The following is a 15,292-nucleotide window of genomic DNA, read 5'->3' as shown; positions in this document are numbered from 1 at the left end:
TGAAAATATGGAGAGGATAAATTCCATTTTTCAATGGGTACTTCATACTTCTTTCATGGCCAGCCTCTTGGTAGTACTTCTACTCCTTCTCAAATGGCTTTTAAAAAATCGAAGGTGTAAAATCAAGGATTCCGCTCATTGAAACCAACGCCGTCTCCGGGCCAACTTTATTTGGTTTGTTTCGCACCAAATTATTAATGCCTGCGGGAGCCGTATCAACCTTCCAGTTGGATGAGTTAAGGTACATTTTTTATCATGAATTAGCGCATCATCGCCGAAAAGATATTGCATTCAACTGGTTCTTTTTTGGTTTGCTCGCTATCCACTGGTTCAACCCCTTATTATGGTACGCTTATACTCGTATGAGGGAAGATCAGGAGTTAGCTTGCGATGCATTGGCTTTGACTTTCGTCGAACCTGACAAAATTCGAGATTACGGACATACCATTATTCAAGTATTAGAATCTTACTCGTCTTCGTATCGGACAATTGGGATGACTCCCTTCTCATCAAGTAAGTCCAAATTAAAAAAGAGGATGATCATGATTAAGCAGTTCTCAAAAAAAAGCTATCGATGGTCAGCCTTTGGCCTGATACTTATATTTGTCCTTGGGGGCGCTGTCTTGACGAATGCCAAATCATTATCTCAAGAGGATAAAGCTACAACAGATTTAAGTACATCGATGCAAAAAGATCAAGAAACCTTGAACGTCAACGATTTTCAAAAAAATGAAGAGGAACGAATGGGTTCACTATCGCAAGCAAAACCATTAAGCAATGCTGACTTAACAATAGGCAGTATTGAAATTGACGGTGATATGAATGACGTTGTTAAAAACTATGGCCAACCCAGCGAGAAAACAACTGCTCACGGGATAGGCACACCCTACTGGATTTTTGAAAAGCAAGGTTTAGCCATTGATTTTGGAGGACCCATATGGAATATCACCGTTTTTGGTTCTTTTGAGGGAAGTACGCCACGAGGTATTCACATTGGCAGTTCTGCCTCAGAAGTGTTAAAAGCTTATCCCGATATTACTCCAGGAGAATCCTATATTCAGACTTCCACAGATGGAAAATATTCAATTCAGTTTGCTATGTCAAATGAAAAAGTTGCACAAATTGTTATCACCCACGATTCCGCTTCTTTGGATGCCCAAAAAGAAGTAATCCCTAGAATTGTCGCCAACGGCAAACTGGCCGGTAAAGGGCCGGTAACTAAAGCAAACACTTCGATTGGCGGTATACACATTGGGGACAGTCAAGATCAAGTGCGGAGACTTTTGGGTGAACCGAGTAAGATTCGAAATGGCGGAGGGGGCACCCCAGATATTATGTGGTATTATGAGCATGAAAATGCTTATATCAGCTTTTATCGTCATGGCGAAAAAGAACCTGTTGGAGGCGTCGATGAGATTCAAATCAATAATCCATCAGGGTTAAAAACAAATAAGAACATTGGAATTGGAAGCAGTGTTCAGGAGCTGCTCTCCGCTTACCCGGATGTTGCCCAAAGCAAACCTTCCCCAGAAAATTCTACAACATACTGGTTAAACGGAACTCGATTAGAAGAAGGGTTCTATTATCCTTCGTTGGGATTTGCTGTTGGGGAAGATGGTCAAATCGGTCATTTTTATCTTACCAGTTGGCTCATTGATCCCGAAAAATAAAGAAGGAGGCTGTAGCCTGGCTACAGCCTCCTTCTATTTTAGATTACAATGCCACTTCTTTCTCTGCCCGATCTGATGCGTTGAGAACTCGGTTTAATTTCGGGCCCGGGCGGGTATCCCCACTTGCCATGTAATGATCTTCCTTCCAACCCTCAGTTCAAGGATTTTGTCGGCCCAGGCGCAATTCGAAAAAGGTTTTTTCTCCCCCACAGGCATTCATCCCATTATTAATCTTCCTTGTGATCGAGCATTCGTAGCAGCATGATCGCCGCTTCCACTCGCGTCGCATTTTCATTCGGTACAAACCGGTTCTGGCCGCGGCCATCCACGATGCCGAGCTCACGAATCGCTTCTGTCGCGCCTTTTGCCCATTGCGGAATTGCCTCGTCGTCAGCAAAGCCGGTCGATGCATGGGCGCCATTTTGTAGCTTGAGCGCCCGGGCGATCATGACTGCCATCTCAGCACGGGTAATGGGGTCATTCGAACGGAAGCTGCCGTCGGCATATCCATTTACAATACCCGATTCCACCGCCCGTGCAATCGCCTGCTTTGCCCATTCACCGATTTGATTTTGATCGGCGAATGTCAGCGTGGCCCCTTGTCCATCCAGTTTTATAGCACCTGCCAGCATAACCGTAAACTCGGCGCGGGTGACGGGATCACTCGGTTTGAATGCTCCTTCCGGATAACCACTGACGATGCCTTTCGCCGCGGCGCGTTTGATGTCGCTCTCCGCCCAGTGTCCGGCGATGTCGGTAAAATGGACGATCGGTTCCGATGTCTGTGGTGTTTCGCGGCGAACGGTCAGCGTATACTCCTTCTTGCTTCCATTCTCCGCCTCTACGATCAACAGCAGCTTATTGTCGCCTTCCTCCAGATCTACCTTGGTTCTGTCCGTGAACAACTTATCCTTTAACATCACTTTCGCCGCGAAGTACGCCGGTTTTGCCGCAATTTCGACCTGCCCGGCCTCCGTTCGGGCTGTATAACTCGTCGTATCGGCAGCAAACGATGGGCTGAGTTCCAGCTTCTTATCCTTATACCATACCTGCAACTCTTCCAGGTCAGCGTTACTGGATAACTCCCGCTCTTCTTCGGAACTACTGCCTCCGGAACCGCCGCCTCTTTTCGAAGATCGGACTGTCATTGCTTGCCTGCTTAGTGGCGCACCTTCGTTAGCCGCCGCGTCATAAGCCGTGACTTTGAACGTGTACATCGTATTGGCCGTCAGGCTGTCGACGATAGTTGCGTATACGTTCCCGCTTACCGTCGTACGCTCCTTTCCATCGACATCGATCAGGTAGCCCGCCACTCCCAAGTTATCCGTCGCCGTTGGCCAGGACAGCTTCACGCTATTTCTCGTGATGTCCGAAACGATCAGCTCGCTGCCCTCCGGCCATTGCGGCGGTTCGGTATCCGGTTTGCGGTCTACGTTGATTATGTAAGTTGTTTGTTCCTTCTGATCTTCTGCTGTGACAAGGATGTTCATCGAATTATGCCCAACCTTAAGCAATTGAAGATTGCCGCCAAACACTTCATAGGTGGCCGCTGCATCGTAAGTTGCCGCCGTAACCGTCACTCGCTCCGTTTCATAAGGAACCTCGATGGTATAGGTGAAGAGGTCGGGAAGAAACCCTTGCAGAGGCTCATCGTCCAGGTAAATGCCGCTTAATCGCGCATTTGCATTCGCGAGCACGAGAACAGACAGCTCCACTTGCAAGGATTGCGGGTTACGAACATATGCCGGTAATTGCAATTGGCCGGTCACCTTATAGGTCCCCGCTTGATCCGGATTATAGTCGGTATGCTCCAAATCCCAATCCACGTTCAAATCGAGGGAAAGCAAGCTCTTTACATGAACTTGGACTTTCTCCGGAAAACGATTCTTTAGCAGCTCCAGGGCGATGCCTTTGCCAACCTTGATGTCCTCATGAGGCACGACCTCCGTTACAGTCGTATAGGGCATTGCAGATGCAGGCTCCGAAAGTCCGCTTTCTTTCCCGCTTCTTACGGCAGCTGCCGCAAACCAATATTGTTTTCCGGCAGCCAAATTGTCAACCAGATAAGCAGGTTCTGTCTGCTCATGATCATTGATAAGAGTCCATTCGCCAGAATCGGCTGGCGCTTCCGCGCCTTCATACTTGAACACCCTGTAGGATTCCGCCCCTTCAACCGCTTCCCATGTCAGATTGACTTTCCCTTCCCCGGCGGCAGCCTGTAAACCGGTGGGTGCTGGCGGAGCTGTTGGCGGCGGAGTCGTATCCGTGACGGTAATCTTCAGCGTCTGTGCAGGCCCCGCGCTGAAGGTGAACGTCAGCTCCGCCTCGCCTACCGGCTGGGTCGTCAAATACTCCTTCTTGATCGTTACCGTATTCCCCAATACGGTATAATCGGCGGTCTCGCTTAAGACCTTATCGTCATTGCGGATGCCGATCAGCGTGTTCCCATATACCGCCAACGTCGTTGTCACATCGGCAGGCGCATACTTGTCAAAGCTCCCCGTCGTCGGATCGATCGTGCCGTTTGGCGTCCACTTCGCGAACAGCGTCACGTTGGACGATCCCATCGTAAAGATGTTCTCCTCAACATAACTTGCTCCGCTGCCGTCGGAGGTAAGACTCCACCCGACGAACGAGTAGCCTTCTCTCGCCAAATTCCCCGAATTGCCTTGTACCGTAACGGATTCATCCGGTTTATACGTCCGGCCGTCCTTCGGCACGCTTCCCTCGGTCGCCCCGTTCTCGTCGTAGGTAACGATGTAAGGCGGTACCAAAACCGGATACCCATTGTTGATCAACGAATTCATACCCCATACATGATCGAAATCCCAACCGGCCATTGTAAAGGTGGATTTGGTTCGCATCTCGGCGGTCGTTTTGGAAGTTCCAGTGCCGGATTGTCCGGTCGTTTCGCTATTATAAAAGCTGGAGGTTATCGTGGGTCCGAAAGACCTTCCAACCAGCCCTCCGACATCCGTGCCTCCCGTCACGCGGCCAACGGCGTAAGAATAACCGATGCTGCCATAATGCCTGCCCACGAGTCCGCCAACTTCGTACTGGCCATTCACGGAACCGGTGGCGTAAGATTGGCTCACCGTACTTGAGTTGTCATTGCGTCCCACCAGTCCGCCGACGGTACCTAGACCGGTGACGTTACCGATGGCATATGACTGCTTCACCAAGCCGCGGTTGTCATTTTGTCCTACCAATCCGCCGACCTTTTCGTTGCCGTTCACGCTCACCGTCGAATAAGTATTCTCTATCGTACCGTTAACGTTATATCCCACCAGCCCGCCAGTATAGTCACCGCCTCTGACGGAGCCGTCCTTCAGTCCCACATTGCGAACAGCACCGCCGTTGCCGACAGAACCGAACAGTCCGATTTCCGCTTCCGAAGAGCGATTGATAGAGAGCCCGATGACCTTATGCCCATCGCCGTCGAATGTACCGGTAAAACGTTGACTCTCCGTACCGATCGGCTCCCAGCCCTGGCCTCCATCATAAAATTGCCCAAGCGGATCTCCTGTCTCTAGGGTCAGATCGATGTCGTTGCCCAGCTTGTAATGGCCCGACAGATTGTCGCGGATCGCATTCAACTGTCCCGGCGTCGTGACTAACCACGGGTCTTGCGGCGTCCCGCTGCCTCCGGCAAATCCTCCATCACTTGATGCTCCCGGTGCCGCCGTGGCTGCATTAGAGAAATCGCTGGCATTTCCTGCTGCATCGACAGCCTTGACTGCAACCGCATAGTTCGTTCCGTTCGTCAATCCGGTAATCGGTTTGGCATCCTGGCCTTTATTCACATCCGTCCATTGACCTGCAACCCATTGTTGTTTGTCAAACCCCATAGTTACGTTATCGAGGCCTATAGTTGTTGGCGTATACGTAGCGGTGGATCTGGCGCCGTTATTATGGAACGAACCCGAAGCTTCATCCGTCGCTCGGCTTATCGGAACATACCGCTCGTCTCCATCTGTAACGGGAGCTTGAGATTGCCGATATGCCTCGTTAACTAATTGAGGGTCACATGTGTAACAATCCAAGTGTGTCGGGATGTCTTTTTTATCCCCGGTTTCCACACCCGGTTCCCCTATCCGATCGCTTACCGCGAAGAGCGTAACAGGCTCGCCTGAAGGAACCGTGTATGCGCTGGCGTGTACAGCGTTTTTCGCACTGTCATAGGCCCAAGCAAATGGATGATCAAAGGAAAAATTAGAAAATAGCATGGATACCATCACGATGGCGAAAATAATGGTTTTGACAAGTTTTCGTTTCCCGGTCTTCAATGCAATCCCCCTCGTATCATAGTTTTGGTGCATGGCTGGGACGGCCGGCTTGAGAGCGGCAATCCACCATTTTGACTTGCGTACCAGCTCCGTAATCACCATATCATCCCATTCTAGGAGCATACGGTTCCGGTAAACCATCCTTCCTTCCCATTCATTTAACCGAAGCACATCTAAAAGAACGGAGACCACCTTCCCAGCACTTTCCAGCCAGGATACATCAAATTCGGGGTATGTACGACTGATGCAAAGATGGACGGTTTCCGGCAAATGGTTCACAAAAAACGATAGTGTTGGTTTTATGACCTAGAAGAACTAGATAAGCAATCCGATCATGGAGGAGTCTCGATTATTAGGGAAACTTCGACACACGGCTGCTCATTCATCATTGAAAGTATCCCATTCTCTCGAAATGTGTCCGATATAAATGGAGTATATATGATTCGGTGAACGATGGAATCTAACCCCGGTTATAGAACCGGTTATAGAAAAAAACACACAACAAAGACCCGCCACAACGGCGGGTCGCATTTGCATAAAACGTCATGAGCCTTGCATTTTTTTCCCCAGTATGATCGCTTCTACCCGGTTGGTCACTTGAAGCTTGCTATAGATATGATTGATATGCGTTTTTACGGTTCCTATCCCGATGCCAAGCGCTTCCGTGATCGCGACATTATCCAGTCCTTCTTCCATGCAGCGGTAAATCTCCAGCTCCCGCTTGGTCAGAAGCGTCTCCAATGCGACATCTGCTGGAAGAGACGAAGCAACCCCGCCGCCATAGCAGGACAATATCCGGCGCACGTAAGCGAGCGAGGGCATGCGTTTTTCCCGGATGTTTCCCTTCTGACGCAAATGGACGTACTCCGTCAACATCTCTGCAACCGGCTTTCCTTTGTCGACGAATACGCGGATATAATCATCAGGTTCCGCGTACTGAAGCGCCTCTTCCAGCCTCAGCACCGCTTGCTCCGGCCTGTTCATGCGCCGCAGAATGAGCGCTTGCAGCACCTGAATATCCAAAGCGTCCATCGGGCGATGATCTTTGAGCGCGACGGCGAGCAATTTCTCCGATAAAGACCATGCCTCCCTATTCTGTCCGCTCTCGATTAATATTCTCATGAGAAAAACGTAGATGAACAGTTGATGCACGGACACGGGATCATCAGGCGCTACCCGATACGTAGCCAACCATTCATCGGCCGCAGACGAATCTCCCAGGTCCAGGCGCAAAGCGGCGCTTTCTATGTCGAGGAGAATGAGCGCGGCTTCCGCATGATCCTCCAAAGCATGTTGTCTTGCTTTCTCCAGCCATTTCGCCGCCTGTGCGTAATCTTGCCTGGCTTTACTTATTCGCGACAAGAACAGGCAAGCCGGAACGTATACCTTCTCCGGCTGATAAGTGATCCGAATACGTTCTGGGAGTCCTGCCTGCAAGTATTGCAGCGCTTTGTCCAATTCGTTGCGTTCGTACAGCAATTCACCGTAGCATACAGTAACAGGCTCCTGTAAACCCATCGTTGCCATAAAGTCGATCATGCTAAGGAAGAACGGTTCCGCCAGATCTCTGGGCAGATGCCTGCCGCGTTTGCCGTTATAGGATCGGTAAATGGAAGGAAATAACGGCATCTGCGTAGAAGCAAAAATAAGATCCGTACCGGATGGATTGTGTTGCAGCGATAGACGGATATATTCCAACCCTTTCACCACATCCATTTCATACTGGGTAGCCTTGAAATTCCTTACATAATAAAGGTTGCCTAAATAACGCCGCTTGTCTTCTGGCGCCCAGTCGGCCGAAGACGACGCATAATATTGTTCCGCAAGCTGTAAATATTTTTCGGCCTGATCGGGTTTATGGTCCCACAGCAACGAGTAAATGTAGGAGAAGAATAGGTAATGATGTTCTTGGAGAAGCGATTCGGGTATCGCCGCCAGCCATACCCTCAGCGTGGAAAACTCTCTGCGAATCATCAGAGCCCTCATCTGTTCGAGCAAGCGCAATGCTTCCGTATAATGCTGCCCAGCTAAGTAATAATCGGTCGCATCTTCGGCAAAGCCTTGCGTCTCGTACCATGAGGCTGCAATACGATACAAATCCTTCGTTCGGCTTGGATCGTGACGCTTCTGCTGCTTTTTCAAAAAATCTCCAAACAACGGGTGGAACCGGTACCAATCCCCCTGTTCATCCAAGGGAACAAGAAAAAGATTGGCGCTCGCCAACTCCGCCAATTTCCTCGCGCTGCCCGTCTCCCCTGATAACATTTCGCATAGCGGCCCATTCATTTTTTCAAGAATGGAGGCATTCATCAGAAATTTCTGGGTGGCGTCGTCCAGAGCAGAAAAAACTTCCTCCAGTAAATATTGTTCGACCTTGCCGCTGTCTCCTGACAGTTTGCCGCTAAAATCCGGTTCTTTCTCACGATACCGCATGGACAAAGCAGCGAGCTTTAATCCCGTTACCCATCCTTCCGTTCGATCCCAAATTCGTTCTACCTGTTCTCTGGGCATTTCGCGCTCCGTGCATATTCGAAAAAAATCCATCGTCTCACAAAGATCGAAGCGCAAGTGATCGATTTGGAATTCATTCGTCCAGTCCCGGCTGCTCCATCTCGCTTTGGCCCAATGGGGATACGTCCGGCTTACAAAACAAATATGTACAAGCGGCGGCAAATACTCTAGAAAAAAAGAGACGGACGAGAGAATATGGTTGTCCCATATTTCATGCCAATCGTCAAACACCAGTACGAGCCGCTTCTTTAAACCATTCAAATCATTAATCAAAGCAGCGAGGAATGTCTCGTAATGCCCAGGGCTCAAGGTCGCGGCTGCAGACTGGCTCGTAGCGGATAAACCGCCGAGAGCTTGTTCTATGGCTTTGCTTACATAGTGCCAAAATCGAACCGGATCGTTATCTTTCGCATCGAGCGACAGCCACGCTACCGGTACGGTTAACAGCCTTGCCCAAGCGGTCGCCAGCGTCGTTTTGCCATAGCCGGCGGGCGCCGTGACAAATGTCGCCCGCCGCTGCAAGCCCTCGTTCATTTGGGCAATCAAACGGGCACGTGGCACGATTTGCGAGATAGGCGCCGGAATATTTAATTTGGATAAAATAATAGGATTGTTTTCAAGATACATAGGATTCATCCTTCACAAAGAACGCTTTTTTTACCTTCCAACAAAGGCAAATGGAACCTCCTCTACTAACGAGGAACACCATAATATCCATTCGACAAAGAGCTGCGAAATGCCTGCTTCCATACGTAAACATGCAAAGTATTTGCGGCTATTTCTGTTTCAAACAAGCCGTGTTCCCAAGAAGCACATGCTTAGACAAAGTCGCTTCCATGATCTTCGTCACTGTTGTGCGAGCTTGTTACTTACATTTTACAAATCCCCATAATGCAAAAAGCTCCTGAATCGTCGCAAGGACAGATTCAAGAGCTAGTTCATTCTTAGAAGTTTGAGAGAGTCTAAGAGAGAACGACAATAGAACCAGCCCCTACCTACCGTCGACATTGACGGTGCTCGAGATTTCGTGTTTATCAATTTTTAATCATTTCACCATCGATTGTTTATTTTTTGCAATGCAGCGTTTTATTTTTATCCTGGATACTTCAAGAAAGGTGAAGAAACATCTTGACCGTTATTCTGGGGACAAGGAGAAACCGTTATGTTGACTGAAAATGCAATACACACAAGAATTGATAGTTTCCTTCAATTACTTCGAAAGGAGTGGACAAAATTTCGAAAAGCACGCGGCTTAGTGGCCGGGATCTTGATTGCATTGCTGCTCACCGTGCTTCCCGGGCTTTTCCTTTCGACAATGATGAAGAATCAAGGCGAGACGATTCCGATTGGTCCGAATGGCGAAGCGGTGTCGGATAAGTTCTATTTCGTGCATAAGCCGCTTATCGGGGATGGCAGCATTACAGTACGGGTAACCTCGTTAACGGGTGTCATTACTTATCCGCCGCCAAACCATGATGAGTACATGGTCTATGGTGTCGTTCCATGGGCCAAAGCAGGTATCCTTATCAAGGATGGCCTCAAGCATGGATCGCCTTATGCCGCGATGATGGTTACCGGCAAACAGGGCGTTCGGATGCAGTATAACTTCATCCATGATACGGCGGGGGTTCCTGGCAATGTCAGTCCGGAATCCCCTCGATGGCTGCGGCTCACACGTTCCGGCGATGTCATCACCGGTTACGAATCGATGGACGGAACGCAATGGACGAAGGTGGATACGGCGCATTTAATTGGATTTTCTTCCACGGCAGAGATCGGTCTATTCGTTACATCCCCAGGAAATGTGACACTGGATGACGGTGCCAATCGTTTTGCCAGCGCCACCGCTGTTATTGATCATGTGATCGTTCAGGGGGACGGTTTGAGCAGCACATGGAGCAATGATGATTTTGGCGCAGAGAAAGGATTGGGGAACCCCATATTATACGGCAGCAGCAACGAATCTGATGGCTCGTTTACCATAAACGGCAACGGAGACATTGCACCCCTTGGGGCGGTAGATGGCTGGCCGGTTGAACGCTCCCTTATGGGAACATTCGCAGGACTAATCGCAGTGATGATTGTGGCAGTGCTTTTTCTCACAACCGAAAATGCAAGATTAGGGTTAGCTCGAGCCCTGGCGGCAAAAGCTTGCGTGATCGGCATCGTATCCTTCGTTATCGGATTGTTAGCGGCGATTGCTGCAGTTGTGATCTGCAAACAAATTCTACTCTCAAATGGAAGCCGCGTCCTGCCGGTTAGCCTCCTTACTGAAGTGCGGATCATACTGGGCACCGCTTTACTTTTTGCCTTTGCCGCTATTTTTGCCTTTACACTCGCCGTCTTGTTCAGAAAACGTGTATGGGCTGTGACGATCAGTATCACGGGGGTTGCCCTTCCATACATCATTGCTAATCTCTTGCCCACCCGTCTGGGAGATGTAGCCAAGTCGCTTTTGCAGCTTACCCCGGCCGCCGGGTTCTCTATCCTTCAGAGTATTCCTCAATATCCGCAGGTAATCGGTCCCTATATACCGCAATTCGGGTACTACCCGTTGGCGCCGTGGGCCGGCCTCTCTGTGCTCTGCGGATATACTGTGCTTGCTGTCGGTCTGACTGCATTTTATTTTCGCCGAAAGGAAGATATCATATGAATTCGAATTTGTTGCTACAAACACGCAATCTCACCAAGTCGTTTGGCGGTAGAAAAATGATCGACAGTTTAAACTTACATGTCATGAAAGGCGATATATACGGTTTCCTCGGACGTAACGGACAAGGAAAGACAACTGCAATACGCCTTGTCACCGGGCTCATTTTTCCCGATTCAGGCGAAGTTATGATCGACGGACATCCTCTTCGAAGCGATTTTAAAAAAGCGATTTCCAATGTCGGGGCCATTGTGGAATCGCCGTCTTTTTACGGCTATCTTTCCGGTTACGACAACCTCAAGCTAATGGCAAATCTGATACCCGGCATAAAAAAAGACAGGATCGATGAGGTTTTGGACATGGTCAGGCTTAGCCGACGGGCCAAGGATAAGGTTAAGACCTATTCGCTCGGGATGAAACAACGGCTGGGTATTGCCAACGCCCTCCTGGGCAGTCCGAAGCTGATCATTCTTGACGAACCTACCAACGGGCTTGACCCGCAAGGCATCAAGGAAATCAAAGAAATGATCGTTCAACTTGCTTCCGAGAGGAATATCACCTTCTTCATTTCTAGTCATTTGCTCCAAGAGGTGGAACAAATCTGCAACCGCATCGGTATTATCGATAAGGGCAAACTGCTATGCGAGGCGACGATGGACGAGCTGACGCAAACAGCAAACAGCAAATCTTTGGAAGATATTTACTTCGACTTAACCGGTAAAGGCGGCGATTTGGCATGAAGCTAGTGCAGAACGAGCTGTTTAAGCTGTTTAAGACGAAAAAACTGTATATTTTCTTATGCGTTTTTGTTGTGATGAGAAGTATAGCTGTATATTCTTTTAACGTCGGTAAAAACTTTCAAACGGTTATTGAAGTTGCGAATGCGCAATCGCTCCCCATTGCAATGAAATATGACGCCGTACAGTTCTTGCTCATCTTCACGGCGATTTATATCGCGGATATTCTCACAGATGAATTTAAGACAGGCACGGTCAAATTAACCCTGCTTAGACCGATTGGCCGGGTACGGCTTCTCCATTCCAAAATAACCGCAATGGCTTCTTTTATCGTATTATTAACGCTTTTCTCGGTTTTGATCACCTATGCAGTAGGAATGGTTGCGTTTGAGTGGGGTGGAAGCACCGTATATCACGGCGTCACCTATTCCATCAAGGATGGGCTTTGGCTGACGATAAAAGTATATGCTGCATCCCTTCTGCCCCTTATCGCTTTCGGTATGATTTGCATGTTTGTTGCCGCTCTCGCGACAAATTTGGTCACTGTAGTTGCGGTTGCGTTTATTCTTTTTATAGCCGGGGAATTGTTAAGTGGTTTAAGCGCTATTCCTTCTGATTTCAGGAATGGCTTGATCGTGAATCAGCTGTTTTTTTTCAGCGATTACTTTGTGAAGAACAATAACCATTCCGGAATAGCGTTAAGTGTTGCGGTCAATCTGTCGTACATCGCGACTTTTTATTTGCTGTCATTGGCCGTATTCCGGAAAAAAAATGTTCTGTGCTGAGAGGTGACCCGTATGGGCAGTTTAATCAAGAATGAACTCTACAAAGTCTTTCATCTGAAAAAGCTGTACCTCCTCACGCTTGTGGCGCTAGCGATTGACATAGCCGCCGCGCTGCAAGGCACACAACAAGGTTCGTATTTCCCGATATCGCTTTTCGATAACCTGCCGTATTTATTTGTGCTATGTGCAGTCGTTTTCTTTACGGACAGCTGGGTGGATGAATATAGAAGCGGCGTGCTGAAATTGTCATTGCTTCGTCCCGTAAATCGCATCGCGCTTTTGAATGCCAAGGTGATTTCTTTTATTGTCTGTGCGGCTGCCTTGATGGGATTCACGCTCTTGTCCGCGTATGCCTTCGGAGCAATCGAGGTACTATGGATTCTGAAATCCGGCGCGGTGACGCTGGTTCCCGTGCTTGGCTTTGGGCTGCTAGTATTGTTTATCTCCGTCCTCACCAATCATATGGCGATTACCGTCGGTTGTACGGCTGGGTTTTTGCTTGTTTCGCAAATGTTGGTTGCATCCGAAACACTCCGGTACTACTCCATCATTTACCTGATGCAAGTATTTTATAAAAACCTGTTTCTCCAATTTAATGGGGAACAAGCTATAATTAATGTTGCGGTGATTGCCGCCTATATCACGATATTTTATACAGGGAGCATTCTAATTTTTTGCAAAAAAGATCTGTTAACATAAGGTTCCCGGGAAGGAGTCGATTTATGGTAGACATGAAAATTATGGTGGTCGATGATGAAGTGGAGCTTGCAGAACTCATTAAGGATTATTTGGAAGAAGAACGGTACAGCGTTATGATCAGCACGAACGGTAAGGAAGCAGTAGAAATGTTCCGAACCCACCAGCCGAATCTGGTGGTATTGGACATCATGCTCCCTGTACTTGACGGTATGGAGGTCTGCCGGACCATCCGCTCCGAATCCAATGTTCCCATCATTATGCTGAGCGCCAAAAAAGCGGATGTTGATAAGATTGTAGGCTTGGGACTGGGGGCCGACGATTATATCGTAAAGCCATTCAGTCCCGGAGAGGTTGTCGCGCGGGTCAAGGCACAGCTTCGGCGTTACCATATGCTCTCGTCCGCGGAAACGCCGAAAGAACTGCTGCGATTCAATAAGATGGAGATTGACCTGAAAGGCTACACGGTCGCCATGAACGGCAAGCCCATTGAATTTACGGCGAAAGAGTTCGAAATATTACGTCTCTTGGCTTTGCATCCCGGTCAGGTGCTTACCAGAGAGCAAATCATTGAGAACGTCTGGGGATTCAACCATATTGGCGACTTGAACACGGTAACGGTACACATCAAGAAAATACGCGAAAAAATTGAAATCAACCTTTCAAACCCGCAATATATTAAAACCGTTTGGGGTGTCGGTTATCGGTTTGACGGAGGTAAAAAATGAGATTTGGGATTCGTACGAAACTGGTTCTTGCTTTTGAAGCAACGGTCGTTATCCCTGTACTTGTGTTCTTGGCTGAAGGGAGCAGTAAAAGCGGCGGGGTGGAAAACGCGTTAGCGCTCATCGTCGCTCAGAGTGTCTTGCTTATTGCCTGTACCTCGATTGTTTCCAGCATTATCATACGCAGCGTTCTCAAGCCTCTGGAAGAGCTTCATCAAGCAACGGAAAAAATCATGTCCGGTGACCTGGATTATGAAATCCAATACAAGAAAAACAATGAAATGGGTAGGTATTGTCAGGCGTTCGAGCAAATGCGAGTGCAGCTTAAAGAATCCCTGAGAAGGCAAGCCGCTCTTGAACATTCCCGTAAAGAGCTCATTGCCAGTATATCTCACGATTTGCGCACGCCACTTTCTTCGATTCGCGGCTATGTCGAGGGCCTCGAAGACGGTATTGTCCGTGACCGGGAAAAATTCAGCCGGTATATCGCTGTCATTAAGAACAAAACCGAATGCCTGGATAACCAGATTGAAAATCTCTTTCAATATTCCAGGCTCGAGCTGAGCGGTGGCATCCAAAATTTATGCAGACGAAACTCGGAAGAATTGCTCGAAGCGATCCTTAGACCCTACGAGGTAGAATTTACCGACTGCCAAATACGGTTTGAAATTGTTCGTCCATTCCCAAAGGTTGAGATTCTTGCATCTGAAAACAGTCTATCTCAAGTGTTTGATAACCTGATTGCAAATGCCAAACGTTATGTCGGGGAAAACGGAGCAATTACCGTTCTGGCAAACGCCGATGATCGATATTTGACCGTATCGGTGTCAGATAACGGTTCCGGCTTATCGCCGGAGGATTTGCCGTATGTATTTGAGCAATTTTACCGCGCCGAGAAATCACGCTCTCGCCATTATGGCGGCGCAGGACTTGGGCTTGCCATATGCAAAAAAACAATTGAAAATCATGGCGGTACAATATGGGTAGAAAGCACTCCGAATATCGTAACAACTTTCAGCTTTACGCTGCCTATAGTTTAGAACGGGAATTATTCTCTTCGACTTTAGGTCTACCGCGCCAATTCACTAATAAAAGGGCTGTCCAATAAGTCCCCAAAATAAAAAGGTTGGGCGAGAAAACACAAGATTTTTCGTCCAGCCTTTTTTTGTGTAGCTGCTTTTACAGGAATGCAGCGAGGCGGATGCCTGCCACTTGAAGCAACGGCCCCTCTT

General features: G+C 48.5%; 9 protein-coding genes and 1 pseudogene. 8 read left to right on the top strand and 2 right to left on the bottom strand.

The window, feature by feature from the left end:
* Positions 1-107: 107 nt before the first annotated feature.
* Positions 108-536 (top strand): annotated as a pseudogene (locus N0M98_RS33845) (M56 family metallopeptidase); the annotation flags it as partial.
* Positions 537-542: 6 nt separating this feature from the next.
* Positions 543-1,670 carry an outer membrane protein assembly factor BamE gene (locus N0M98_RS09575; protein ID WP_259617691.1) on the top strand — a complete coding sequence of 376 codons (1,128 nt, stop codon included), beginning with the start codon at positions 543-545 and terminating at the stop codon, positions 1,668-1,670.
* 227 nt (positions 1,671-1,897) lie between these two features.
* On the opposite strand, the gene N0M98_RS09570 is transcribed toward N0M98_RS09575, so the two are convergent.
* Complete coding sequence (locus tag N0M98_RS09570) at positions 1,898-5,518, bottom strand: S-layer homology domain-containing protein (RefSeq protein ID WP_259617690.1); 3,621 nt, start codon at positions 5,516-5,518, stop codon at positions 1,898-1,900.
* Positions 5,519-6,499: 981 nt separating this feature from the next.
* Positions 6,500-9,094, bottom strand: a complete 2,595-nt coding sequence (locus N0M98_RS09565; RefSeq protein WP_259617689.1) for a winged helix-turn-helix domain-containing protein — start codon at positions 9,092-9,094, stop codon at positions 6,500-6,502.
* Between the two features lie 535 nt (positions 9,095-9,629).
* Here N0M98_RS09565 and N0M98_RS09560 point away from each other — a divergent pair.
* Genes N0M98_RS09560 through N0M98_RS09535 form a run of 6 tightly spaced genes read left to right on the top strand, consistent with a single transcriptional unit; the run spans position 9,630 to position 15,100 of the window.
* Positions 9,630-11,120, top strand: coding sequence for a DUF1349 domain-containing protein (locus N0M98_RS09560; RefSeq protein WP_259617688.1), 1,491 nt, complete (start codon positions 9,630-9,632; stop codon positions 11,118-11,120).
* Entirely contained in the window at positions 11,117-11,857 is a 741-nt protein-coding gene (locus N0M98_RS09555; RefSeq protein ID WP_259617687.1) for an ABC transporter ATP-binding protein, read from the top strand. The genes N0M98_RS09560 and N0M98_RS09555 overlap by 4 nt, the downstream gene beginning before the upstream one ends.
* Positions 11,854-12,639, top strand: coding sequence for an ABC transporter permease (locus N0M98_RS09550; protein WP_259617686.1), 786 nt, complete (start codon positions 11,854-11,856; stop codon positions 12,637-12,639). The genes N0M98_RS09555 and N0M98_RS09550 overlap by 4 nt, the downstream gene beginning before the upstream one ends.
* Positions 12,640-12,651: 12 nt before the next feature.
* Positions 12,652-13,338: an ABC transporter permease gene (locus N0M98_RS09545; protein ID WP_259617685.1), complete on the top strand. Its 687-nt coding sequence runs from the start codon at positions 12,652-12,654 to the stop codon at positions 13,336-13,338.
* A gap of 23 nt (positions 13,339-13,361) precedes the next feature.
* On the top strand, positions 13,362-14,063 hold the full coding sequence (locus N0M98_RS09540) for a response regulator (RefSeq protein ID WP_249862900.1): 702 nt from the start codon (positions 13,362-13,364) through the stop codon (positions 14,061-14,063).
* Positions 14,060-15,100, top strand: a complete 1,041-nt coding sequence (locus N0M98_RS09535; protein ID WP_249862899.1) for a sensor histidine kinase — start codon at positions 14,060-14,062, stop codon at positions 15,098-15,100. The genes N0M98_RS09540 and N0M98_RS09535 overlap by 4 nt, the downstream gene beginning before the upstream one ends.
* Positions 15,101-15,292: the final 192 nt, after the last annotated feature.

The sequence above is a fragment of the Paenibacillus doosanensis genome, from assembly GCF_025060755.1.
GTDB classification, from domain to species: domain Bacteria; phylum Bacillota; class Bacilli; order Paenibacillales; family NBRC-103111; genus Paenibacillus_S; species Paenibacillus_S doosanensis.
The sequence above is the reverse complement of the archived record's forward strand: the minus strand, read 5'-3'. Positions and strand labels throughout refer to the sequence as shown.

Coding starts and splice junctions, on each gene's coding strand:
- N0M98_RS09540 (WP_249862900.1), top strand. CDS start 13,362: ATGGTAGACATGAAAATTATGGTGGTCGATGATGAAGTGGAGCTTGCA.
- N0M98_RS09560 (WP_259617688.1), top strand. CDS start 9,630: ATGTTGACTGAAAATGCAATACACACAAGAATTGATAGTTTCCTTCAA.
- N0M98_RS09535 (WP_249862899.1), top strand. CDS start 14,060: ATGAGATTTGGGATTCGTACGAAACTGGTTCTTGCTTTTGAAGCAACG.
- N0M98_RS09550 (WP_259617686.1), top strand. CDS start 11,854: ATGAAGCTAGTGCAGAACGAGCTGTTTAAGCTGTTTAAGACGAAAAAA.
- N0M98_RS09545 (WP_259617685.1), top strand. CDS start 12,652: ATGGGCAGTTTAATCAAGAATGAACTCTACAAAGTCTTTCATCTGAAA.
- N0M98_RS09565 (WP_259617689.1), bottom strand. CDS start 9,094: ATGTATCTTGAAAACAATCCTATTATTTTATCCAAATTAAATATTCCG.
- N0M98_RS09555 (WP_259617687.1), top strand. CDS start 11,117: ATGAATTCGAATTTGTTGCTACAAACACGCAATCTCACCAAGTCGTTT.
- N0M98_RS09570 (WP_259617690.1), bottom strand. CDS start 5,518: ATGGGGTTTGACAAACAACAATGGGTTGCAGGTCAATGGACGGATGTG.
- N0M98_RS09575 (WP_259617691.1), top strand. CDS start 543: ATGATTAAGCAGTTCTCAAAAAAAAGCTATCGATGGTCAGCCTTTGGC.